General features: G+C 70.4%; 17 protein-coding genes and 1 pseudogene. 11 read left to right on the top strand and 7 right to left on the bottom strand.

Annotation, left to right across the window (positions count from 1 at the left end; genetic code table 11):
• Positions 1-10: 10 nt before the first annotated feature.
• The 4 genes from AMK33_RS12805 to AMK33_RS12790 all read right to left on the bottom strand — a co-directional run bounded on the left by AMK33_RS12805 (position 11) and on the right by AMK33_RS12790 (position 5,901).
• Complete coding sequence (locus tag AMK33_RS12805; RefSeq protein ID WP_073933050.1) at positions 11-865, bottom strand: carbohydrate ABC transporter permease; 855 nt, start codon at positions 863-865, stop codon at positions 11-13.
• Between the two features lie 31 nt (positions 866-896).
• Positions 897-2,150 (bottom strand): sugar ABC transporter substrate-binding protein, encoded by a 1,254-nt coding sequence (locus AMK33_RS12800; RefSeq protein ID WP_073932907.1) that lies wholly within the window; start codon positions 2,148-2,150, stop codon positions 897-899.
• Positions 2,151-2,330: 180 nt separating this feature from the next.
• Complete coding sequence (locus AMK33_RS12795) at positions 2,331-3,068, bottom strand: alpha/beta fold hydrolase (protein WP_235618079.1); 738 nt, start codon at positions 3,066-3,068, stop codon at positions 2,331-2,333.
• 88 nt (positions 3,069-3,156) lie between these two features.
• A complete protein-coding gene (locus AMK33_RS12790; protein WP_073932906.1) occupies positions 3,157-5,901 on the bottom strand; it encodes a helix-turn-helix transcriptional regulator in 2,745 nt (914 codons plus the stop codon).
• A gap of 470 nt (positions 5,902-6,371) precedes the next feature.
• Here AMK33_RS12790 and AMK33_RS12785 point away from each other — a divergent pair, with 470 nt between their 5' ends.
• Entirely contained in the window at positions 6,372-7,208 is an 837-nt protein-coding gene (locus tag AMK33_RS12785) for an alpha/beta fold hydrolase (RefSeq protein ID WP_073932905.1), read from the top strand.
• A gap of 266 nt (positions 7,209-7,474) precedes the next feature.
• Here the strand turns inward: AMK33_RS12785 and AMK33_RS12780 are convergent, their stop codons facing one another.
• Positions 7,475-7,912: a hypothetical protein gene (locus AMK33_RS12780; protein WP_003992141.1), complete on the bottom strand. Its 438-nt coding sequence runs from the start codon at positions 7,910-7,912 to the stop codon at positions 7,475-7,477.
• A 473-nt stretch (positions 7,913-8,385) separates the two neighbouring features.
• Between AMK33_RS12780 and hemL the strand changes: the two genes are divergently transcribed.
• The 7 genes from hemL to ccsB all read left to right on the top strand — a co-directional run bounded on the left by hemL (position 8,386) and on the right by ccsB (position 16,216).
• Positions 8,386-9,702 carry a glutamate-1-semialdehyde 2,1-aminomutase gene (gene hemL / locus AMK33_RS12775; RefSeq protein ID WP_073932904.1) on the top strand — a complete coding sequence of 439 codons (1,317 nt, stop codon included), beginning with the start codon at positions 8,386-8,388 and terminating at the stop codon, positions 9,700-9,702.
• A gap of 41 nt (positions 9,703-9,743) precedes the next feature.
• Positions 9,744-10,391, top strand: a complete 648-nt coding sequence (locus tag AMK33_RS12770) for a histidine phosphatase family protein (protein ID WP_201263020.1) — start codon at positions 9,744-9,746, stop codon at positions 10,389-10,391.
• Between the two features lie 190 nt (positions 10,392-10,581).
• Entirely contained in the window at positions 10,582-11,853 is a 1,272-nt protein-coding gene (locus AMK33_RS12765) for a hypothetical protein (protein ID WP_073932902.1), read from the top strand.
• Positions 11,854-11,919: 66 nt separating this feature from the next.
• Positions 11,920-12,573: a TlpA family protein disulfide reductase gene (locus AMK33_RS12760; RefSeq protein ID WP_073932901.1), complete on the top strand. Its 654-nt coding sequence runs from the start codon at positions 11,920-11,922 to the stop codon at positions 12,571-12,573.
• Between the two features lies 1 nt (position 12,574).
• Positions 12,575-13,348, top strand: coding sequence for a cytochrome c biogenesis CcdA family protein (locus AMK33_RS12755; RefSeq protein ID WP_073932900.1), 774 nt, complete (start codon positions 12,575-12,577; stop codon positions 13,346-13,348).
• A 4-nt stretch (positions 13,349-13,352) separates the two neighbouring features.
• Positions 13,353-15,086 (top strand): cytochrome c biogenesis protein ResB, encoded by a 1,734-nt coding sequence (gene resB / locus AMK33_RS12750; RefSeq protein ID WP_073932899.1) that lies wholly within the window; start codon positions 13,353-13,355, stop codon positions 15,084-15,086.
• A complete protein-coding gene (ccsB, locus tag AMK33_RS12745; protein ID WP_073932898.1) occupies positions 15,083-16,216 on the top strand; it encodes a c-type cytochrome biogenesis protein CcsB in 1,134 nt (377 codons plus the stop codon). Before resB ends, ccsB begins: the two co-directional genes overlap by 4 nt.
• A gap of 63 nt (positions 16,217-16,279) precedes the next feature.
• Here ccsB and AMK33_RS12740 read toward each other — a convergent pair whose 3' ends face one another.
• A complete protein-coding gene (locus AMK33_RS12740) occupies positions 16,280-16,738 on the bottom strand; it encodes a nucleoside deaminase (protein ID WP_073932897.1) in 459 nt (152 codons plus the stop codon).
• Between the two features lie 97 nt (positions 16,739-16,835).
• Between AMK33_RS12740 and AMK33_RS12735 the strand changes: the two genes are divergently transcribed.
• From AMK33_RS12735 to AMK33_RS12725, 3 genes and pseudogenes are all read left to right on the top strand, one after another.
• The gene (locus AMK33_RS12735; RefSeq protein WP_073932896.1) at positions 16,836-17,600 is read left to right on the top strand and encodes a CDP-alcohol phosphatidyltransferase family protein; all 765 of its coding nucleotides are present in this window, start codon (positions 16,836-16,838) and stop codon (positions 17,598-17,600) included.
• A 125-nt stretch (positions 17,601-17,725) separates the two neighbouring features.
• Positions 17,726-18,097, top strand: a pseudogene (locus AMK33_RS12730) (hypothetical protein); the annotation flags it as partial.
• A 217-nt stretch (positions 18,098-18,314) separates the two neighbouring features.
• Positions 18,315-20,123 carry a protein kinase domain-containing protein gene (locus AMK33_RS12725; protein ID WP_235618078.1) on the top strand — a complete coding sequence of 603 codons (1,809 nt, stop codon included), beginning with the start codon at positions 18,315-18,317 and terminating at the stop codon, positions 20,121-20,123.
• Between the two features lie 34 nt (positions 20,124-20,157).
• On the opposite strand, the gene AMK33_RS12720 is transcribed toward AMK33_RS12725, so the two are convergent.
• Positions 20,158-20,757: a TetR/AcrR family transcriptional regulator gene (locus AMK33_RS12720; RefSeq protein ID WP_073932894.1), complete on the bottom strand. Its 600-nt coding sequence runs from the start codon at positions 20,755-20,757 to the stop codon at positions 20,158-20,160.
• Between the last annotated feature and the right edge of the window lie 54 nt (positions 20,758-20,811).

The raw sequence follows: 20,811 nt of genomic DNA, 5'->3' as shown, positions 1-20,811 counted from the left end.
GCGCTCCGTCTCACACGTTCCGGGCGCGGCGGTCGACGCGCAGGTAGACGAGGGCGAAGAGGAGCGAGAGCGCGATGAGCACGTTGCCCAGCACGGCACCGCGCCCGAACTCGAACTGCTGGAAGGAGAGCTCGTACGCGCGGGTGGCGGCGGTCTCCGTGGCGTCCGCCGGGCCCCCTCCCGTGACCACGAGGACGATGTCCAGCACCTTGACCGTGTAGACCACGTCCAGTACGAGCACGACGCTCACCACAGGCCGCAGCAGTGGCCAGGTCACGTGGCGGAAGGACCTGACCGGTCCGGCACCGTCCAGCTTCGCTGCCTCGAACAGGTGCCCGGGGAGGCTCTGCAGGCCGCTGTGGAGGATCACCGTGTTGAAGGGGATGCCGACCCAGACGCTGACGACGATCACCGACACCAGGGCGTGTGAGGTGCTGGTGAGCCAGGGGACACCGGACGCGGAGAGGTGCAGACCGCGCAGCAGTGCGTTGACGGCACCCGTCTCGGGATCGAGCATCCGCCTCCAGGTCGTACCGGTGACGACCAGGGGCATGAGCCAGGGCAGCAGCAGAAGTCCACGCAGGATGCCACTGAGCGGGAAGCGGCGCTGAAAGAACAGCGCGAGGAACAGGCCGATGACGAACTGCCCGAGGACTGAGGCCGCGGTGAACAGGACGGTGTTCGCCAGGGCTTCGGAGAACAGCTCGGACGAAAGGATCCTCGAGTAGTTCAGCAGCCCTACGAACGGGGCGGCGCCCGTGTAGAACGTGGTGGTCGTGTACTGCTGAAAGCTCATCACGACGTTCTTGACGAGCGGATAGCCGAAGAAGAGCAGCAGACAGGCCGCGGCGGGCAGGACGAACATCCACCGGGCGAGACGCCCGGGGCCGGACAGGTCAGTCACCGGTCGCGATCTGCTGGGCGTGTCTCAGGGCCTGCTCCGGTGTCTGCTCCCCTGTCAGCGCGGACTGGATCGCGGTGTAGATCCCGGTCGCCGCCTTGGGCCACCTGACGCCGAGCTCCTCGGTGCGGGAGCGTGCTCGTTCCACACTCTCGACGAAGACGGCCGATGAGGGGTTCTGTTCGGCGTACCGGGCGGCTACCTCGGTGCGGGAGGGGACCGTGAAGTGCTGCTCGGCCAGAGCGAGCATGTTGGCGGAGTCGTTGAGGCAGGCGAGTACCTGGGCGGCCTTCTGCTGCCGGGCCTTGGAGGGGCCTTGCGGGACGGTCCACACCTCACCGCCCAGAGGGGTGATCAGGTTCTGCCCCGTTCGGGGAACAGGGACGGGGGCTACTCCCCAGTTCAGGTCCTTGTCCGCGTTCAAAGCGGGGATCCGCCACGGACCATTGATCATCATGGCCGTCCGCCCGGCGGCGAACTGGTCGTGGACCTCGGCCTGAGTCCAGTTCAGCACCGACTTCGACATGGACCCGCTAGACACCAGATCAACCCACAGCTGAAGCGCCTGCGCGGCCTGCGGGGTGTCCAGTTGTCTCTCGTGCCCGCCGTTGGACCACAGGAAGGGCAGGAACTGCCAGCTGCTTTCGAAGGTGGCGCTCGCGTCGACCGCCATGCCATATCTTCCCGAGCGGGTCAGCGCGGCCGCCGCCCTCTTCAGGTCGTCCCAGGTTCTCGGCACGGTGACACCGGCTTCGGCGAGCATGTCCTTGTTGTAGAAGAGGGCGACTGTGCTGACATAGGGAGCCAGCCCGTACACCTCTCCTTCGTACGTACCCGCTGACAGGATGCCCTCGGAGATGCCGGAGGTGTCGATGCCGTACGGCTCCAGCGGGGTCAGCGCGCCGGTCTGGGCGATCTGCTGGAGGTCGGCGTTGTCCAGCATCAACAGGTCGGGAAGGGTCCGCGAAGAGGCTTGCCGCAGCACTCTGGGAACGAGTGAGGCCGGTGGGACGCTCGTGTGCTCCACCTTGACGCCGGCCGCCTTGCCGCAGGTCACCAGCATGTCGTTCCATTGGGCGTGCTCGGACGTGTCGGTGTAGTAGTCGAGCACGGTGATGGAGGTGACCTCGTCCCCGGCGGACTCGACGCCGGACCCGTCGACGCATCCGGTGATGGCCGAAGTGAGCGCCAGAATGGCGGCCAAGTGGGTGGAGACGCGCCATGCCCGCCGTCCGGCCGGTGAGATCATGCTGGTGCCCTTACCGAGTGACTGTTCGAGACTGAGGCCGTACCGCGGAGGTGGGGCTCCAAGGGCCGTCGGGCTCGCCCGGACCGGTGATTCTGTTCGAAGGCATCCTAAATGGTCCCGGAGGGCTCACTACGCGGGGCGTTCCCGAGGCGGGATTTCGGGCGGTGGTCGTCGTGGTCGTCAGAGACACCGGCTCTGCTCGGCGGCTTCGAGGATCATCGCCACCACGGCGTCGGGCTGGGACAGAAGCACGGCGTGAGATCCGTCCAGCATGTGCTCGGCTGCTGCCATGCGCTGGGCCATGAAGCGCTGGGCGGTGGGGTTGAGTATCCGGTCGGCGGTCGCGATCGCGTACCAGGACGGTGTGGAGGCCCAGGCGGGCCTGCCCGATCTGCCGGTCAGTGCGTCGCAGGCGATCGGGCGTTGGGTGACGGCCAGTGCCTCTGTGACGAGGGGCGGGAGGTCGGCCGCGTACGCCTGGGGGAACAGGTCCTCGCGAAGGTGGATGCCGCGTTCAGGGCGACCGGAAGTGCGCGCGGGGAGGTCCGCGGTGACGATCGCACCGGCCCCCGGCGCGGGGGCGAAGCGGTTCACGACGTCCAGGACGCACTCGCCCGTGTCGAGACCGAAGGCTGCGACGTAGCACAGGGCCACGACGTTGTCGGTGTCGGTGGCGGCCTGTGTGATGACCGCGCCGCCGTAGTCGTGGCCGACCAGCACGACGGGGACGTCGATGCCCTGGACCACGCTTCTGATCCAGGCGGCATCCTGTGCCAGATCACGCAGTGGGTTCGCCGGGGCGAGTACCGTCCGTCCGTCAATGTGAAGGAGGGCTATGACCTCCGCCCACGACGACGCGTCCGTGAACGCACCGTGCACGAGCACGATGGTCGGCGATGGGTGGCTGGGTCCGTGCATGCCGGTGTCCTCCGACGGGCTGGGGGGATCCCTCAACCAAGCGTGTCCGGTCACGGCGTCGCATCGCGTGAACGTACCAACCTTGTCGTCAGTCCCCGGGCAGGGCCGTGACCAGATTGGCGAGCTGCACCCGGGAGTTGATCGACAGCTTGCGGAACACGGACGTCAGGTGGGTGTTGACCGTGTGCGGGGAGATGACGAGCAGGTCGGCGGCCGACCGGTTGGTGTGGCCCTGGGCCACGAGCCGCGCGATCTTCCTCTCCGACGCGGTGAGGGCCTCCCACCCCTGCACGGGGCGCTGGACGGCCGCCGGCCTGCGACTGCCGCCCCCGGCCTTCTCCAGGTCGCGCTGCACCAGCGTCGCCGCGGCGCGAGCGCCCGTCGCGGCGAGGGTGTCGCGGGCGTGAGTCAGCGCGGGCACGGCCCGGTGTGTCCGGCCCGCCGCCAGGAAGGTGCGTCCGAGATCCGCTGCCGCAGCGGCCCTGACGAGAGGGCGGGGGCCTGAGTCGAGCACTTCCACGGCGCGCTGGAGCGCGGTGAGATCGTTCTCCACGAGTCCACGGGCGTGCGCCGCGACGCCCGTGGCGGTCGGCACGGAGGGGTTGCGTTCGGCGTGGGCCGCGGCCTGTGCGGCCAGTTTCCCGGCCAACTCCTCGTCGGCACCGTTCAGGGCCATACGTATCGCGGGGCCCGCCCAGTCGCGCAGGACACGCCAGCGCATGAAGGGGCCTACCCGTTCCACTTGGCGAATCCTGTCGACGGTAAGGCCGGTGTCCCCGTCGGCGTCGGCGTGAAGCGCTTCGAGGAAGCGCACCGCGGCCGTGTTGCCCGGATTGGGTTTGGCCTCCAGCCCCTCCCGAGCCGCGGCCAGATGCAGCCGCGCGGCATCCCGGTCACCGCACAGCAGTGCGATCCAGGAGCGGATCACCCGGCCGTTCACCTGCTGGACCGGTGCGTTGACCTCGTTCTCCAGGTGCTCCATGGTCGCGAAGGCGGCGTCGGCGTCGTCGAGTCGGCCCAGACCCAGGTCGTGCTGGCCCTGGGCCCACGACAGCATCGCCTGACGCGTCGTGCCGGCCTCCGTCGCCTGCAGGAGCAGCCGTCCACCGGCGTCGAAGTCGTCCACGTGCAGGTGCGCGATGATCTCTTCGGGCAGGAAGGCGGAGTCGAGGGCGCTCAGCGCGGCGAAACGGTCCAGCGCGAGCGCGTTCTCCCCGGCGTTCTGAGCGATCTCGCCCAGCCCGGAAAGGGCCAGGGTGTGCGCGTCCCGGTCACCGGCCTGGACCGCGGCCCGCAGCGCGGCCTCACCGGCCTCGCGCGCGGCCACCAGATCGTGGTCCCGGGACAGAGCCAGGGTTCGCAGGGCGGTCAGCCTCGCGGTGATCCGAGGGACGGCACCTGCCGTGGCGAGGGCCGCTTCGGCCCTTCGCCGCAGTTCCGCTGCGCGGTCCATGTTCCACAGCGCCCCGCCGAGGCCGGCCTGGAGCCGGCTGAACTCCTCCAGGGGCGGTCTCTCCGCCAGCAGCCGGTCTCCCGTCGACAGGGCTTCGCCGTTCCGGCCGGCCCGGGTCAGGAAGAGGATCGTCTGCTCTCCCACGGCGTACCTGAGGGGCCGGGCGGGCGGCACCAGCTCCAACGCGTGAGTCATCAGGTCGGCCGCGAGTCCCGGTGTGACCGGCAGCACGTCCTCGGCCGCGCGCCGCAGGAGCGACACGGCTTCCTCGTCTCCGGGAGCCGCCCCCCTGAGGATGTGCGACACCGCGTCCACCGGGGGACGTCCCGCGGCGACAAGACCCCGAGCGGCCTCCCTGTGGAGGGCTTTCCGGGCCGAGGGTGATATGTCGACGTACACCGCCTGGCGCAGCAGGTCGTGCCGGAAGACCAGGTGATCACCGTCATCGTCCAGAATGCCGGCGCCCACGGCCTCCTCGAGGGCGTTGATCAGGGCAGCGGCCGGTCGGCCACAGAGGGCGGCGGCGTCGTGGAAGCCGAACCTGCGTCCCAGTACGGCGCCCATCTGAAGGAAGCGGAGGGTGTCGGCCTGCAGGGACCTGAGTCTGCCGCGCACCCCCACCACGAGTCCGCGGGGGACGAGGTCATCCGAGGATTGGGCGTCGCGCAGGGCTGCGAGCATCTCGACTGCCAGGAACGGGTTCCCGCCCGCTCCGTCGAGCAGGTCCCGTACCCGCTCGTCGGCCGCCGTACCGAGGGTGTCTCCGGCCAGTTGGGCGATCGCGGCGCCGGACAGGGGGCCCAGGGCCACGGTGGCCACCGGGAGGCTGCCACGTGCAGCCTCGACGATCTCCTCGGCCGGGCCCGCGGGCTCCCGGCGCCCGGCCAGCAGCCACAGCACCGGCGAGGTGCGCAGGCGTACCGGAAGCTGCCGCAGTGCGAAACGGCTCAGCGGATCGGCCCACTGCACGTCGTCCAGGCCGATCAGGACCGGCATGTTGCCCGCCCGGGCTTCGATCGCCTCCGCCAGGCGTTCCAGCAGCCAGATCCGCTGGTCGTGGTTGCGGGCGATATCGGCGAACGTGTCGGCGGACAGCAGCGGTCGATCACCGTGCAGGACACACGCGGCCAAGGACGAGAGCGGCACGATGTGGTGCAGTTCGTCGGCCTTGCCGACGCCGACGGAGTACCCCGACTGCCGGGCCATGGAGACGGCTGCCGCGAGCAGCGTCGTCTTGCCGATACCCGGCTCGCCCCGGATGAGGGCCAGTCCGCTGCTTCCCGTGCGGACCACAGAGGCGACCAGTGCCTCGAGCTCGCCCAGTTCGTGCTCTCGGCCGCGTAGACCGCTGCGGGACAGCGGACCGCCCGCCCCTGCCATGGATGACCCTTTCCGTCCGCGCTCTTCCGTCGAGACCGCTACCTGTCGCAGTGGGTGTGCGTGGATCCCGAAGCCGGTGACGAGCGCGGTCCGACTACGGGGGAGGCGGTGCGTTGGTGAGCCCTTGCCTGTCCGTGCACTGTAACTGGTCCCTGCGTGCACCGTGGGGCGCCTGTCCAGGTCAGGAGGCTGCCGCAGGGGGACACGAAGGTATCCCGGACGATGCCGGAAGATCCGCGGCATCGTCGTTCACCGCCCCCGCGGGCTTTCGGCGCCGCTCGGCGGTCCAGCGGCGAAGGACGAGGGGGTTGCGCACAGGGCCCCCCGGTACATCCGCCTTCCGGCGCTCCCCGGCAAGAAGCGATGCGCTCACGGACAACGCGGGGGAGGTGGCCGTCCTAGCGTCGTTCTGTCCCGTCCCGGCCGCGCATCCGACCGCGCACCAGACACATCGAACGAAGGAAAAGACCTTGCCTTACATCACCGTGGGTCAGGAGAACTCCACCACCATCGACCTGTATTACGAGGACCACGGCTCCGGCCAGCCGGTCGTCCTCATCCACGGGTTCCCGCTCGACGGACACTCCTGGGAACGGCAGAGTGCGGTGCTGCTGCAGGCGGGCTACCGCGTGATCACGTACGACCGCCGCGGGTTCGGGCAGTCGAGCCAGCCGACGACCGGGTACGACTACGACACCTTCGCGGCCGACCTGAACACCGTGCTGGAGACCCTCGATCTCCGGGACGCCGTCCTGGTCGGTTTCTCCATGGGCACCGGTGAAGTCGCGCGGTACGTGTCCACCTTCGGCTCCGCCCGGGTCGCCAAGGTCGCCTTCCTGGCCTCGCTGGAGCCCTGCCTGCTGAAGACCGACGACAACCCCGACGGGGCCGCTCCGCAGGAGTTCTTCGACGGCGTCGTCGCGGCCGTCAAGGCCGACCGCTACGCGTACTACACGGACTTCTACAAGGACTTCTACAACCTGGACGAGAACCTCGGCTCCCGGATCAGCGAGGAGGCCGTGCGCAACAGCTGGAACGTCGCGGCGGGTGGCGGCTTCTACGCCGCGGCCGCCGCGCCTTCCACCTGGTACACCGACTTCCGCGCCGACATCCCGGCCGTCGACGTGCCGGCGCTGATCCTGCACGGCACGGGCGACCGCATCCTGCCGGTCGAGGCCACGGGGCGGCCGTTCCACAAGGCGCTGCCGTCCGCCGAGTACGTGGAGATCGAGGGCGCCCCGCACGGACTGCTGTGGACCCACGCGGAAGAGGTCAACGCCGCGCTCCTCAGCTTCCTCAGGAAGTGAACTTGAACGCAGGCCGCTCGGCGGCCTGCGGACCGCGGCCGTCCGTTCGGGATCACCGAGACAGGTGAACCCGACGGGCGGCCGTGCGTTTGCCGTCCCCACTGTGGCGTGGCCCGCCCGCCCGGAGCAGGCGATCCCGACCACGGGACGCGGCCGGGCCGTGCGGCACAGTGAAAACCAATGTGCCCTGGCCGTCTGACGGCCCCTCCCCGGCAAGCAAAAGGGCGAGGCCCGAAGACCCCGCCCGACCCCTACGAAACCCCAGCTCAGGGCCACACCAGGCAATAAGCCTGATGCCCCGCCTCGTGCAGCCGGTGCGAGAAGTCCTGCCACTCGTGCAGCAGCTGGTACACGTTGAACGCGTCCCGCGGGCCGCCGCGGTCCGGGACCGTCGACCAGATGAAGGCCGCCGCGCCGACCGCCTCCTCGCCTATGCCGCGCAGGGGGTCGACGACCGTCATGGGGAGTTTCACGACCGCGTAGTCGGGGTGCAGGACGACCAGTTCCAGGGGTGGGACCTTGTGCAGGGGGACGCCCTCGATGCCCGTGAGGACCATCGCGGCCATGGTCTCCGGCTTGATCTTGGTGAACATGCCGTTCATGCCGAGTTCGTCGCCGCCGAGTTCCTCGGGGCGCATCGATATCGGGACGCGGGCCGCGGTGGCGCCGTCCGGCGCGCCGAAGTACTTGTACGTCACCCCCACCCGACCACCATTCCTGCTCCCCGCCCCCTTCAGAGGGCCGATCCGCTCCGGCTCGCCGCGTGCCTGACGCGTCTCGTCCGTGTCCTCCGCCTCGCGCCGGTGCCTTCCCCGCCGGGCACGTCGAGGACCCAGGTCATCAGTCCCCTCGCCCAGTCCGCCACCGCGATGCATATCTCCACCCGACTGCTTTTCTAGGACGCGTGGCCCCCGCCGCGCAACCCGATCATCGTGTCAGTGACCTCCCCCACGGCCGCCCGCCGAAACGTGCGGTGAAACATCTGCCCGCGGGATGTCCGCAGCCTCCGGCCGGCCCCGGCCGTGTGAGCTGTGTGTATCAGACGCCAGTTTCGCAGATCACGGCCGAACGGGGGCCGGATGCCGCAGGCCGCCCCTGGCCTACCCTGGACACGTCATACGCACCCGGAGCCGGGAAGCCCCCGGAATGTCGGAGAAGGTCGGAGAAGTCGCAGGTCATGAGCGAACTGCCATATTCATACGAAGCCCCAGCCTCGCAGGCGCTGTTCGACCGTGCCGCGGCCGTCACGCCCGGCGGCGTGAACTCGCCGGTGCGCGCCTTCCGCGCCGTCGGCGGCACGCCCCGTTTCATGGTGTCGGGCACCGGCCCGTACCTGACCGACGCCGACGGACGCGAGTACGTCGACCTGGTCTGCTCCTGGGGGCCCATGATCCTCGGACACGCGCACCCCGAGGTGATCGCCGCCGTACAGGAGGCCGTCGCGCGCGGTACGTCCTTCGGCACGCCCGGTGAGGGCGAGGTCGCGCTCGCCGAGGAGATGACCGCCCGGATCGAGCCGCTGGAGCAGGTGCGGCTCGTCTCCAGCGGGACCGAGGCCACCATGTCCGCGATCCGGCTCGCCCGCGGGTTCACCCGGCGCACCAAGGTGGTCAAGTTCGCCGGCTGCTACCACGGGCACGTCGACTCGCTGCTCGCCTCCGCCGGCTCCGGGGTGGCCACGTTCGCGCTCCCCGACACGCCCGGCGTGACCGGCGCCCAGGCCGGCGACACCATCGTCCTGCCGTACAACGACCTCGACGCCGTGCACGCCGCCTTCGCCGCGCACCCCGGTGAGATCGCCTGCGTGATCACCGAGGCGTCGCCGGGCAACATGGGCGTCGTACCGCCGCTGCCCGGGTTCAACCAGGGGCTGAAGGACGCGTGCGCCGCGAACGGCGCGCTGTACATCTCCGACGAGGTCATGACGGGGTTCCGTACCAGCCGGGAAGGGTGGTACGGCGTCGACGGCGTCCGGCCCGACCTGATGACCTTCGGAAAGGTGATGGGCGGCGGCTTCCCGGCCGCGGCCTTCGGCGGGCGCGCCGACGTGATGGGCCACCTCGCCCCCGCCGGACCCGTCTACCAGGCCGGCACCCTCTCCGGGAACCCCGTCGCCACCGCCGCCGGGCTCGCCCAGCTCCGGCTGCTCGACGACGCCGCGTACGAGAAGGTGAACGCCGTCTCCGGGCAGATCCAGTCGCTCGTCACCGAGGCGCTCGGCAAGGAGGGTGTCGCGCACACGCTGCAGAACGCCTCCAACATGTTCTCGGTGTTCTTCACCGACCGTCCGGTGCGCAACTACGAGGAGGCGAAGACGCAGGAGTCGTTCCGCTTCACCGCCTTCTTCCACTCCCTCCTCGAGAACGGCGTCTACCTCCCGCCGTCGTCCTTCGAGTCCTGGTTCGTGTCCACCGCGCACGACGAGCGGGCCGTCCAGCGGATCGCCGACGCCCTCCCGGCGGCGGCCCGAGCGGCAGCGGAGGCGACCGCGTGAGCACCGTGAAGAAGGACGGCGACGTCACCGTCGTCCACCTCATGCGGCACGGCGAGGTCGAGAACCCGGACGGTGTGCTGTACGGCCGTCTCGCCGGCTACCACCTCTCCGAGCTGGGCCGGCGCATGGCCGACCGGGTCGGCGAGCACCTCGCCTCCCGCGACATCACGTACGTCGTCGCCTCCCCGCTGGAGCGGGCGCAGGAGACGGCCGAGCCCATCGCCAAGGCGCACGGCCTGGACATCGCCGCCGACGAGCGGCTGATCGAGGCGGAGAACGTCTTCCAGGGCAAGACCTTCGGCATCGGCGACGGCGCGCTGCGCCGCCCGGCCAACTGGAAGCACGTCGTCAACCCGTTCAGGCCGTCCTGGGGCGAGCCGTACATCGAGCAGGTCATCCGCATGATGGGCGCGCTGAACGCGGCCAAGGACGCGGCCCGCGGACACGAGGCGGTGCTGGTCAGCCACCAGCTCCCGATCTGGATCGTGCGGTCCTACGTCGAGAAGCGGCGGCTGTGGCACGACCCGCGCAAGCGGCAGTGCACGCTCGCCTCGCTGACCACCTTCACCTACCAGGGCGACAGGATCGTCTCCGTCGGCTACAGCGAGCCGGCCCGCGATCTCGTCCCCGCGCATCTGCTGGCCGGCGCCAAGCCGGTGAAGGGGAAGAGCAAGGCCTTCGGGGCGTAAAGCCCGTCCGGGACCGGCGTAAAGCCCGTCCGGGACCGGCGCGGCGCCCGACGGGAACCACGCTTTCGAAAACCGTTGCGAAACCCTCGCATCCGGCCGGGAACCCCCGGCTCCGTCGCGTCCTCTGAGTGAGTGACCACCAGAGGACGTGACGAACGGGGTTGCCATGCGCAGTCTCACCCGTAGGGGAATGCTCGGGCTCGGGGCGGGAGCCGCTGCCGCCGCCTCGCTGGCCGGCTGCGGCGGCCACAAGGACTCGGACGGACCCGGCGGTTCCGGTCCTTCCGGGGACCGGCCCGACACACCGAAGCCGGACCCGAAGCCGACGAGGACGGCCCGCCCGATCGGTGACGGCTCCACCTCCTTCACCGGCGAGCAGCCCCACCAGCCCGAGGCGCCGGTGCCGCTGGAGCCGGGGCAGACCCCGCCGCAGTTCGTCGTCTTCTCCTGGGACGGGGCCGGCGAGGTCGGCAACGGCCTCTTCCCGCGCTTCCTGGACCTCGCCGAGGAACACGGCGCGTCCATGACCTTCTTCCTCTCGGGCCTCTACCTGCTCCCCGAGTCGAAGAAGCGGCTCTACGACCCCCCGAACAACCCGCGCGGCGCCTCCGACATCGGCTACCTCACCGACGGCCACATCAAGGACACGCTGAAGAACGTCCGCCGTGCCTGGCTCGAAGGGCACGAGATCGGCACCCACTTCAACGGCCACTTCTGCGGCGGCTCCGGCAGCGTCGGCAACTGGACCCCGCAGCAGTGGCGCAGCGAGATCGAGCAGGCCAAGTCCTTCGTCAAGGAGTGGCGGACCAACTCCGGCTGGACCGACCTGGAGCCGCTCCCCTTCGACTACGACAAGGAGCTCGTCGGCGCCCGTACGCCCTGTCTGCTCGGCCAGGACAGGCTGCTGCCCACCGCCCGCGAGCTCGGCTGGCGCTACGACGCCTCCTCGCCCGGCGGACGCCAGGTCTGGCCGACGAAGAAGCAGGGCATATGGGACCTTCCCCTCCAGCAGATACCGTTCCCCGGCCACTCCTTCGAGGTCCTGTCGATGGACTACAACATCCTCGCCAACCAGTCGGTCAACTCGACCAACGCGCCCGCCCACAACCACCCCGGCTGGCGACGGCAGGCGACCCAGGCGTACATATCCGGCTTCAAGCGGGCATACGAGTCGAATCGCGCACCCTTCTTCGTCGGCAACCACTTCGAGCAGTGGAACGGCGGCATCTACATGGACGCCGTGGAGGAAGCGCTCAAGCACATCGCGCGGGAGAAGGAGAAGGGCGGCGACGTGAGGCTCGTCTCCTTCCGGCAGTTCACCGACTGGCTGGACGTGCAGAAGCCGGAGGTGCTGGAGCAGTTCCGCACCCTGGACGTCGGCCAGGAACCGGCCGGTGGCTGGAAGGCGTTCGCCAAGGACACCGGCACCACCACCGGAACAGGTACTGGCAACGCCGCCTGATATGCGGGTTTCCGCCCGCAAGGGGGGTGCTCAAGATCCCCGGAACGGGCATGCGAAACTTTTCACATGAGTGCCGCCAGCCGCGCCCCCCAGCGCTCGAACCGGGCCGTTCCCCGCCCGAACCGCGCCCTCCGCGTCCGCCGTCGCGCCACCCTGGCCGCCGCCGGTGCCGCCGCGGCCGCGCTGCTCGTCTCCGCGTGCGGCTCGGGCGGAACGTCCGGCGGGGGCGGCAACACCAACTTCGTCGCCGGCACCGACGGCATCTCCACGGTCCCCGAGGGCAAGCGGGTCGCCGCACCCGAGCTGTCCGGGGAGACCATCGCCGGCGAGCAGCTCGACGTCGCCGACTACAAGGGCAAGGTCGTCGTCCTCAACGTCTGGGGCTCCTGGTGCAACCCGTGCCGCGCGGAGGCCAAGTACTTCGCCAAGGTGTCGAAGGAGTACGCCGACCAGGGCGTGCAGTTCGTCGGCATCAACACGCGGGACGGCAGCACCACGGCCGCCCTCGCCTTCGAAGAGGACTTCGGCATCCCCTACCCGAGCCTGTACGACCCCACGGGCAAGCTGATGCTCCGCTTCGAGAAGGGCACCCTCAACCCGCAGGCCGTCCCCTCCACCCTGGTCCTGGACCGGGAGGGGAAGATCGCGGCCCGCTCGCTGACCTCGCTCAGCGAGGAACGCCTGCTGAAGATGCTCAAGCCGGTCGTCGCGGAGAAGTGACGTGACGGCCCTGCACACGCTCGCCGCAGAGACGGGCTACAACGGCACGGTGCTCAACGGAGCCCTGCTGGTCGCCCTGCCCATCGCCCTGCTCGGCGGACTGGTCTCCTTCTTCTCGCCCTGCGTGCTGCCGCTGGTCCCCGGCTACCTCTCCTACGTCACCGGCGTCTCCGGCACCGACCTGGCCGAGGCCCGGCGCGGACGCATGGTCGCCGGCGCCTCCCTGTTCGTACTCGGCTTCACCGCCGTGTTCGTCTCCGGCGGCGCCTTCTTCGGCTACTTCGGACAGACGCTCCAGGAACAGTCGGGCGTCCTGTCCAAGGTGCTCGGCGTCCTCATGATCCTCATGGGCGTCTTCTTCATGGGCCTGATGCCCTGGCTCACCCAGCGCGAGTTCCGCTTCCACAAGCGCCCGGCGACCGGACTGGTCGGCGCCCCCGTCCTCGGCGCCCTGTTCGGCATCGGCTGGACCCCCTGCATCGGCCCGACGCTCGCCTCCGTACTCACTCTCTCCGCCCAGCAGGAGAGCGCCGGACGCGGCGCCATACTGACCATCGCGTACTGCCTGGGACTGGGCGTGCCCTTCGTGCTCGCCGCCGTCGCCTTCCGCAAGGCGCTCGGCGCGTTCGCCTGGGTCAAGCGCCACTACACCTGGGTGATGCGCATCGGCGGCACGATGATGATCGTGACCGGCGTGCTCCTGCTGACCGGCGCGTGGAACAGTCTCGTGGCGGAGATGCAGACCTGGTCCAACGGCTTCACTGTGGGGATCTGACCCGATGAGCAAGACGACGACCGACGACGACACCCCCAAGGCCACCGACGACCAGGAGCTCGGCGCCGCCGGCTCCCAGCTGTCCACCGCGCCCAGGGAGGACGCGCCGAACCTGCCCTCCCTCGGAGTCATCGGCTGGGCCCGCTGGTTCTGGCGGCAGCTCACCTCCATGCGGGTCGCGCTGCTGCTGCTCCTGCTGCTGTCGCTCGGCGCGATCCCCGGCTCGCTCATCCCGCAGACCGGGATCGACGAGACGGCGGTCGCCGACTTCCGCGAGCGTCACGACGTCCTCGCGCCGATCTACGACAAGCTCGGGCTCTTCAACGTCTACAGCTCGGTGTGGTTCTCCGCGATCTACATCCTGCTGTTCGTCTCCCTCATCGGCTGCATCGTGCCCCGCACCTGGCAGTTCGTGGGCCAGTTGCGCGGCCGCCCACCGGGCGCGCCCCGCCGGCTGACCCGGCTGCCCGCCCACACCACGTGGCGCACCGAGGCCGAGCCCGAAGCCGTCCGCGAGGCCGCGCTCGCCCTGCTGAAGAAGCGCCGCTTCCGCGCCCACGCCGCCGGTGACGCCGTCGCCGCCGAGAAGGGCTATCTGCGCGAGGTCGGCAACCTGCTCTTCCACATCGCGCTGATCGTGATGCTGATCGCCTTCGGCTGGGGCCAGCTCTTCAAGTCCGAGGGCAACAAGCTGATCGTCGAGGGCGACGGCTTCGCCAACACGCTCACCCAGTACGACGACTTCAAGTCCGGCAACCTCTTCACCAACGACGACCTGGTGCCGTTCAGCTTCGACGTCAAGGAGTTCACCGGCACCTACGAGCGCACCGGACCCAACAAGGGCACCCCGCGCACGTACCAGACCGAGGTCACCTACGCCGAGGGAGCCGACGGCGAGGAGAAGACGGCCCTCATCAAGGTGAACGAGCCGCTGAAGATCGGCGACGCCAAGGTCTACCTCGTCAGCCACGGCTACGCACCCGTCGTCACCGTCCGCGACGGCAAGGGCGAGATCGTCTACCAGGACGCCGTGCCGCTGCTGCCGCTCGACTCCAACGTCACCTCCTCCGGCGTGGTCAAGGTCCTCGACGGCTACCGCAACTCCGAGGGCAAGAAGGAGCAGCTCGGCTTCAACGCCTTCTTCGTGCCCACCTTCGGCGGCTCCGCCACCGGCACGATGCTCTCCCAGTTCCCCGCGCTGGACTATCCGGTGCTCGCGCTCTCCGCCTACCACGGCGACCTGAAGGCCGACTCCGGCATTCCGCAGAGCGTGTACCAGATGGACAAGACCAAGATGAAGGAGTTCAAGGACGCCGAGGGCGAGCTGTTCAAGAAGCTGCTCATGCCCGGCGAGACCATGACGCTCCCGGACGGCGCCGGTTCGGTCACCTTCGAGAAGGACGTCAAGGAGTGGGCCGGCTTCCAGGTCGTCCAGGAGTCGGGCGAAGGCTGGGCGCTCGGCGGTGCCGTCGCAGCGATCGCGGGCCTCGCCGGCTCCCTGTTCATCCAGCGCCGCCGCGTGTGGGTGCGCGCGGTGCGCGGCGACGACGGCGTGACCGTCGTCGAGATGGCCGGCCTCGGCCGCAGCGAGTCCGCGAAGGTGCCCGAGGAACTCGGCGACCTCGCCGGAATCCTCTACGACCAGGCACCGGCCCCGTCCGATTCCACGGACACGGACACAGACCCAGACACCGACACCGATCCCGAAGCCGTACCTGCCGAAGGGGCTGAGAAATGACTCTCGCCGCCGCAACAGATCTGGCCGCCGCGGCCAACGAGAACCTCGCGGAGATCAGCAACGTGCTGATCTACTCCGCGATGGCGGTCTACACCCTCGCCTTCTTCGCGTACATCGCGGAGTGGTCCTTCGGCAGCCGCAGCAAGGTCGCCCGTACCGCCTCCGCCCTCACCCCGAAGACGGCGGCCCAGGAGAAGAAGGCACCGGCCGTCACCGTCAACCAGGCCGGCGGCACCGCCGTACTGGAGCGGCCGAAGGTCGTCGTACGCGCCGCGACCGGCTCCCGCGACGTGCCCGACGGGCCCGGAGCGCACGGCGGCGACGAGAAGGGCGACCTCTACGGACGGATCGCCATCTCCCTCACCGTGCTCGCGTTCCTCCTCGCCTTCGGCGGCGTGCTCACCCGCGCGCTGTCCGTGGAGCGGGCGCCGTGGGGCAACATGTACGAGTTCAACATCACCTTCTCCACCACCGCGGTCGGCGTGTACCTCCTGCTGCTGGCGCTGAAGAAGAACGTCCGCTGGCTCGGCCTGTTCCTCACCACCTCGGTCCTCCTCGACCTCGGTATCGCCGTCACCTGGCTCTACACCGAGAGCGACCAGCTCGTCCCCGCCCTCCACTCGTACTGGCTGTACATCCACGTCTCCACGGCGATCCTGTGCGGCGCGGTCTTCTACGTCGGCGCGGTCGGCGTGATCCTCTACCTGTTCAAGGACGCGTACGAGAACAAGCTCGCGAGCGGCGGCAAGCCCGGCAGCTTCGCCACCTCCGTCCTGGAGCGCCTGCCCGCCGCCGCCTCGCTGGACAAGTTCTCCTACCGGGTCAACGCGGCCGTCTTCCCGCTGTGGACGTTCACGATCATCGCGGGCGCCATCTGGGCCGGCGACGCCTGGGGCCGCTACTGGGGCTGGGACCCCAAGGAGGTCTGGTCCTTCATCACCTGGGTCGCCTACGCCTGCTACCTGCACGCCCGCGCGACGGCCGGCTGGAAGGGCCGCAAGGCCGCCTACCTGGCCCTGCTCGCCTTCGGCTGCTGGCTGTTCAACTACTACGGCGTCAACATCTTCGTCTCCGGCAAGCACTCGTACGCGGATGTGGGCCTGGGCGCGCTCCAGTCCGTGGGCTTCTGAACCCACGCCCCACGAAGGCCGGTTCTCGTGACCTGAGTCACGAGAACCGGCCTTCGCCGTTCTTCAGTCCCCGATGTCCTCGCTCCACAGCCGTGGATGACGGGCGACGAACTCCCGCATCATCGCGGCGCACTCCGGATCGTCCAGCAGCACGATCTCCACGCCGTGCCCGGCCAGCCAGTCGTGCCCGCCGTGGAAGGTGACCGCCTCGCCGATCACCACCCGGGAGATGCCGAACTGCCGGACGAGCCCCGAGCAGTACCAGCACGGGGAGAGCGTCGTCACCATCGTCGTACCGCGGTACGACCGCTGCCGTCCCGCCGCGCGGAAGGCGGCGGTCTCCGCGTGCGTCGACGGGTCGTCGTCCTGTACGCGACGGTTGCGGCCACGGCCGAGCAGGGTCCCGTCGGCGCCGTACAGCGCGGCGCCGACGGGGATGCCGCCCTCCTCCAGCCCGGCGCGGGCCTCCGCGAGGGCGGGGGCGAGCCAGGCGCGGGCGGTGACCGGATCGATCGGCTCCATGGGGTCAGTGTCCCCTGTCGCTGGCCCGTCGTACGTGCTCTGTACCCTGGCCCGATCATCGCCGCACGCGCGGTGGTCGGGCCTGGGGAGGAACGTCATGGGTGCTCCGGTACTGGAGGAGCTGCGGGAGGTCTGCCAGCCGCAGGCCAAGATGGACAGCCGCAACGGCGAACACTGGGCCGGCCGCCTCTACATGCGGAAGATCTCCCTGCGCACCACCCGCCACCTGGTCCGCACCCCCGTCACCCCCGACCAGCTCACCTGGACCATGGTGGTGTGCGGAGTGGCCTCCGGCGCCGCGCTGATGATCCCCGGCCTGACCGGCGCGGTCCTCGCCGTGATCCTCATGCAGCTGTTCCTGCTCTTCGACTGCGTGGACGGCGAGGTCGCCCGCTGGAAGGGCCAGAACAGCGCGGCCGGCATCTACGTCGACCGCCTCGGCGCGTATCTCGCGGACGCGGCGCTGATGGCGGGCGCCGGCTACCGCGCCGCCGAGTCGGGCGTCGGCGGCTGGCTGTCGATCGGCATCGCCACCGCCCTCGGCGTCGTCCTCCTCAAGGCCTCCACCGACCTGGTGGACGTCGCCCGCGCCCGCCGCGGTCTGACCGTCGCCGACGACGAGTCCACCCGCCCGCGCTCGGAGGGCGTCGCGACCGTGCGCCGCATCGCCGCCGCGTTCAAGATCCACCGGGTCACCAACGGAATCGAGGCGTCCCTGGTCCTCCTCGTCGCGGCAGCAGCCGACGTAGTGGTCGACAGCATCGAACCGACCCGCTGGGCCCTGGGCGCACTCGCCGTCATCACCTGGGTGATGGTCCCGGCCCACCTGCTGTCGATCCTGTCGTCGTCCCGCCTGCGCTGATCCCGCCCCGGGAGCGGTGCGCCGCCCCGCCCGCGGAGCCACCCCTGTCGAAATCGGGTGAGCACTTTCCAAGGACGTGCGCACGCCGTGGGACGGCGTGCGTGCCCCCGACTGCTCTTGCCGGAATACTGAAGACCCTGTCCACCGCACTGCGGGACGTGCCCGAAGACATCGCGGACCCCATCGTCGAATTCACCGCACAGGGCCTGGGCAAGCACCCGGCCAAGCACCTCCGGAGGAGCCTGGTGGCCGTGGACCTCTCCTTCTGCAAGTCCTACCTCGTCGAAGAGATCCGAGACGAAGCCCGCGCGGAAGCCCGCGTCGAAGCTGAGGCGCGACGCGCCGCCGAGGACGTCCTGGCGGTACTCGCGGAACGTGGCATCGACGTACCCGAGGACGCCCGTGAGCGCATCACCGGCTGTGATGATCCTCAGACCCTGAGCCTCTGGCTCCGGCGCGCCGTCACCGCCCCGAAGGTCGAAGAGACCTTCGAATGACGGTGACTTCCTGGGCGCCCGACTCCGTGTAGAGGCACCGCGCGGCGTCCAGGAGGGGAACGATGGCCGAAGTGCCGTACGGCGTACGGTACTTCGGCGAACACGGGTGCGATTGGCTTTATGCTTGGCCCTGCCCGCACGGGCCGAGATCGCACGCCGGGAGGCATTTGTGTCAGCGCTGGAGCCGGACGACCCGGGCTCCGTCGGGGGATACCGGTTGATCAGTCGACTGGGCGCGGGCGGCATGGGCAGGGTCTTCCTCGGTCGCTCCCCGGGCGGGCGGCTCGTCGCGGTCAAGGTGGTGCACGCCGAGCTGGTGCGTCGGCCCGAGTTCCGCGACCGGTTCCGGCGGGAGGTCCAGGCGGCCCGGCTGGTCAGCGGTGCCTTCACCGCACCGGTCATCGACGCCGACCCGGACGCGCCCCTGCCGTGGCTGGTCACCAGCTACATCGCCGGTCCTTCGCTGGAGCAGGCGGTCGTCGAGCGGGGGCCGTTCGAGGCGGGGGCGGTTCTCGCGCTGGCGGCCGGGCTGGCCGAGGCGCTGGTGTCGATCCACGCCGCGAACCTCGTCCACCGCGACCTCAAGCCCTCCAACGTGCTGCTCGCCGAGGACGGGCCGCGCGTCATCGACTTCGGGATCGTCCGCAGCGTCGAGGCCGACTCGATCACCGGCACCGGCCTCGTCGCCGGCTCGCCCGGATTCATGTCGCCCGAACAGGTCAACGGCGATGCGATCACTCCGGCCAGCGACGTCTTCTGCCTGGGCGCGGTGCTGGCCTTCGCGGCGACCGGCGCCAATCCCTTCGGCGAGGGACCGACCCCCGCGCTGCTCTACCGCGTGGTGCACAACACCCCCGACATCGGCGCCGTCACCGACCCCGCCCTGCACGCCCTCATCGGCGACTGCCTCGCCAAGGACCCGGCCCGTCGCCCCACCCCGCAGGAGATCCTCGCCCGGGTCGGCGCACTGGGCGACGAGAGCACGATGGCCCTGCGGCACCTCGGCCCCTGGTCGCAGCAGGGCAACGGTCCCGGGTCCCCGACTCCGGCCGGTACGCCCTTCCCGGGTGCCCGTGCCACGGATCCGGGGGCCCCGACGAACGTACTGCCGCGCGACGCCGGACCCGGTGCCCTCCCGCAGCAGGCGACCACGGTGGCGCCGCGGTTCCACGACCAGGCCACCCGCGTGGGCGCCACCCCGGAGCCCGCCCCCGCCGCGACGGAGCCCCCCGGCCGCCGGGCGGGCCGGGAACGTGGCGGCAGCCGGCGGGCCTTCCTGTTCCTCGGCATCGGCGGGGGCGCGGTCGCCGCGGCCGGTGTCGGGACGGGGTTCTGGCTCAACCGGTCGGCCGCCGCGGACCGGGACCGGGCCACGTCCCCCTCCTCGGCCTCCCCTTCGTCCTCACCCTCCGCCACCGCCCCTCAGCCCGTCGGGCACTGGCCCCTCGACGAGACCTCGGGCACGGTCGCGAGGGACACCGCGGGCGGCCACCACGGCACCGCGACCGGCGTCACCTGGGGGCCCGGCGGAGGCGGAGCCGTCTTCGACGGGCGGGGCAGCCAGATCGTGACCGGGGGACCGGTGCTGGAGACCGGGGAGGGCCGGAGTTTCACGGTCGCCGCCTGGGTCCGGCTCTCCACCGCGCCGGGGAACTGGGCCACCGCCGTCAGCCAGGACGCCGAGGACGCCAGCGCCTTCTACCTCCAGTACGCCGTCGGAGAGAACCGCTGGGCCCTCTCCCGCCCCGGTCAGCGCGCCGTCGGCCGCAGCGAGCCCGCCGTGAACGTCTGGACCCACCTCGTCGGCGTCTGCGCCGGCCAGGCGCGCACACTGCGGCTGTACGTCAACGGCGTACAGGAGGCGGAGGCCGAGGACACCAACCCGATGTCCGCCACCGGCCCCTTCATCATCGGCCGGGCGTCGTACGGCGGTCAGGCCGTCGACTTCTTCCCCGGTGCCGTCCGGGACGTACGGGTCTTCGACCGGGCCCTCACCGCCGCCCGGATCAAGAACCTCGTCGGCTGACCCGCCCCGGCGCCCCGCCCGCGCTCACTCGCACTCACCCCGGATCCGCGCTGATCGACCGCCAGATCCGGTCCGGCAGGACGCGGGCCGCCTCGTCGAGGTCGACGTCGCCGAGGGTCAGCCAGCGGCGGCTGACGCCGATGACCGGCCCCAGGATCAGGGACTCGAGCAGGGGCACCGACAGGGGTGCGACCTCGCCCGACTCGACGTGCCGGCTCACCCACGCGGACAGCGGTGACAGCCGGGCCTCCTGGGCGTCCCGCAACTGCTTCGCCTGGCGCATCCCGATCTCGTCGGCGCGGGAGGAGTGCAGGAGGAGGCCCGCGTCCCGGTGGTCGCGGATGAACGCGAGATACGCGTCCACGAGGGCGTGGACGCCGGCCCGGGCGGAGTCCGACTGCTCCAGGGCCGTGACCATCCGGACCAGCAGCCGTTCCAGCCAGCGCATCAGCAGGGCGGTCAGCAGGCCGTCCATGCTGCCGAAGTGGTGGTAGAGGCTGCCCGGACTGACGCCGCTCGCCGCGGTCACCGCGCTGACGGTGAGGCCCTGCTCACCCGCTTCCCCGTAGACGCGCAGCGTCGCGTCCAGAAGCTGGTCGGCGGTGACCTCACCACGGTGCTGCTTGGGGCTCATCGCAGGGTCGCTGTACCTTCCAGGTGCTTCTGGAGCGAATTTCTAGAATTCCCT

This window comes from Streptomyces sp. CB02400, from assembly GCF_001905725.1.
GTDB lineage: Bacteria > Actinomycetota > Actinomycetes > Streptomycetales > Streptomycetaceae > Streptomyces > Streptomyces atrovirens.
Note: the sequence above shows the minus strand (reverse complement) of the source record. Positions and strands in the feature narration are given on the sequence as shown.

Excerpts from the sequence above, each read along its gene's own strand:
- AMK33_RS12795 (WP_235618079.1), bottom strand. The coding sequence starts at position 3,068 with ATGCACGGACCCAGCCACCCATCGCCGACCATCGTGCTCGTGCACGGT.
- AMK33_RS12790 (WP_073932906.1), bottom strand. The coding sequence starts at position 5,901 with ATGGCAGGGGCGGGCGGTCCGCTGTCCCGCAGCGGTCTACGCGGCCGA.
- ccsB (WP_073932898.1), top strand. The coding sequence starts at position 15,083 with ATGACTCTCGCCGCCGCAACAGATCTGGCCGCCGCGGCCAACGAGAAC.
- AMK33_RS12740 (WP_073932897.1), bottom strand. The coding sequence starts at position 16,738 with ATGGAGCCGATCGATCCGGTCACCGCCCGCGCCTGGCTCGCCCCCGCC.
- AMK33_RS12765 (WP_073932902.1), top strand. The coding sequence starts at position 10,582 with ATGCTCGGGCTCGGGGCGGGAGCCGCTGCCGCCGCCTCGCTGGCCGGC.
- hemL (WP_073932904.1), top strand. The coding sequence starts at position 8,386 with ATGAGCGAACTGCCATATTCATACGAAGCCCCAGCCTCGCAGGCGCTG.
- AMK33_RS12805 (WP_073933050.1), bottom strand. The coding sequence starts at position 865 with ATGTTCGTCCTGCCCGCCGCGGCCTGTCTGCTGCTCTTCTTCGGCTAT.
- resB (WP_073932899.1), top strand. The coding sequence starts at position 13,353 with ATGAGCAAGACGACGACCGACGACGACACCCCCAAGGCCACCGACGAC.
- AMK33_RS12760 (WP_073932901.1), top strand. The coding sequence starts at position 11,920 with ATGAGTGCCGCCAGCCGCGCCCCCCAGCGCTCGAACCGGGCCGTTCCC.
- AMK33_RS12770 (WP_201263020.1), top strand. The coding sequence starts at position 9,744 with ATGCGGCACGGCGAGGTCGAGAACCCGGACGGTGTGCTGTACGGCCGT.
- AMK33_RS12735 (WP_073932896.1), top strand. The coding sequence starts at position 16,836 with ATGGGTGCTCCGGTACTGGAGGAGCTGCGGGAGGTCTGCCAGCCGCAG.
- AMK33_RS12720 (WP_073932894.1), bottom strand. The coding sequence starts at position 20,757 with ATGAGCCCCAAGCAGCACCGTGGTGAGGTCACCGCCGACCAGCTTCTG.
- AMK33_RS12800 (WP_073932907.1), bottom strand. The coding sequence starts at position 2,150 with ATGATCTCACCGGCCGGACGGCGGGCATGGCGCGTCTCCACCCACTTG.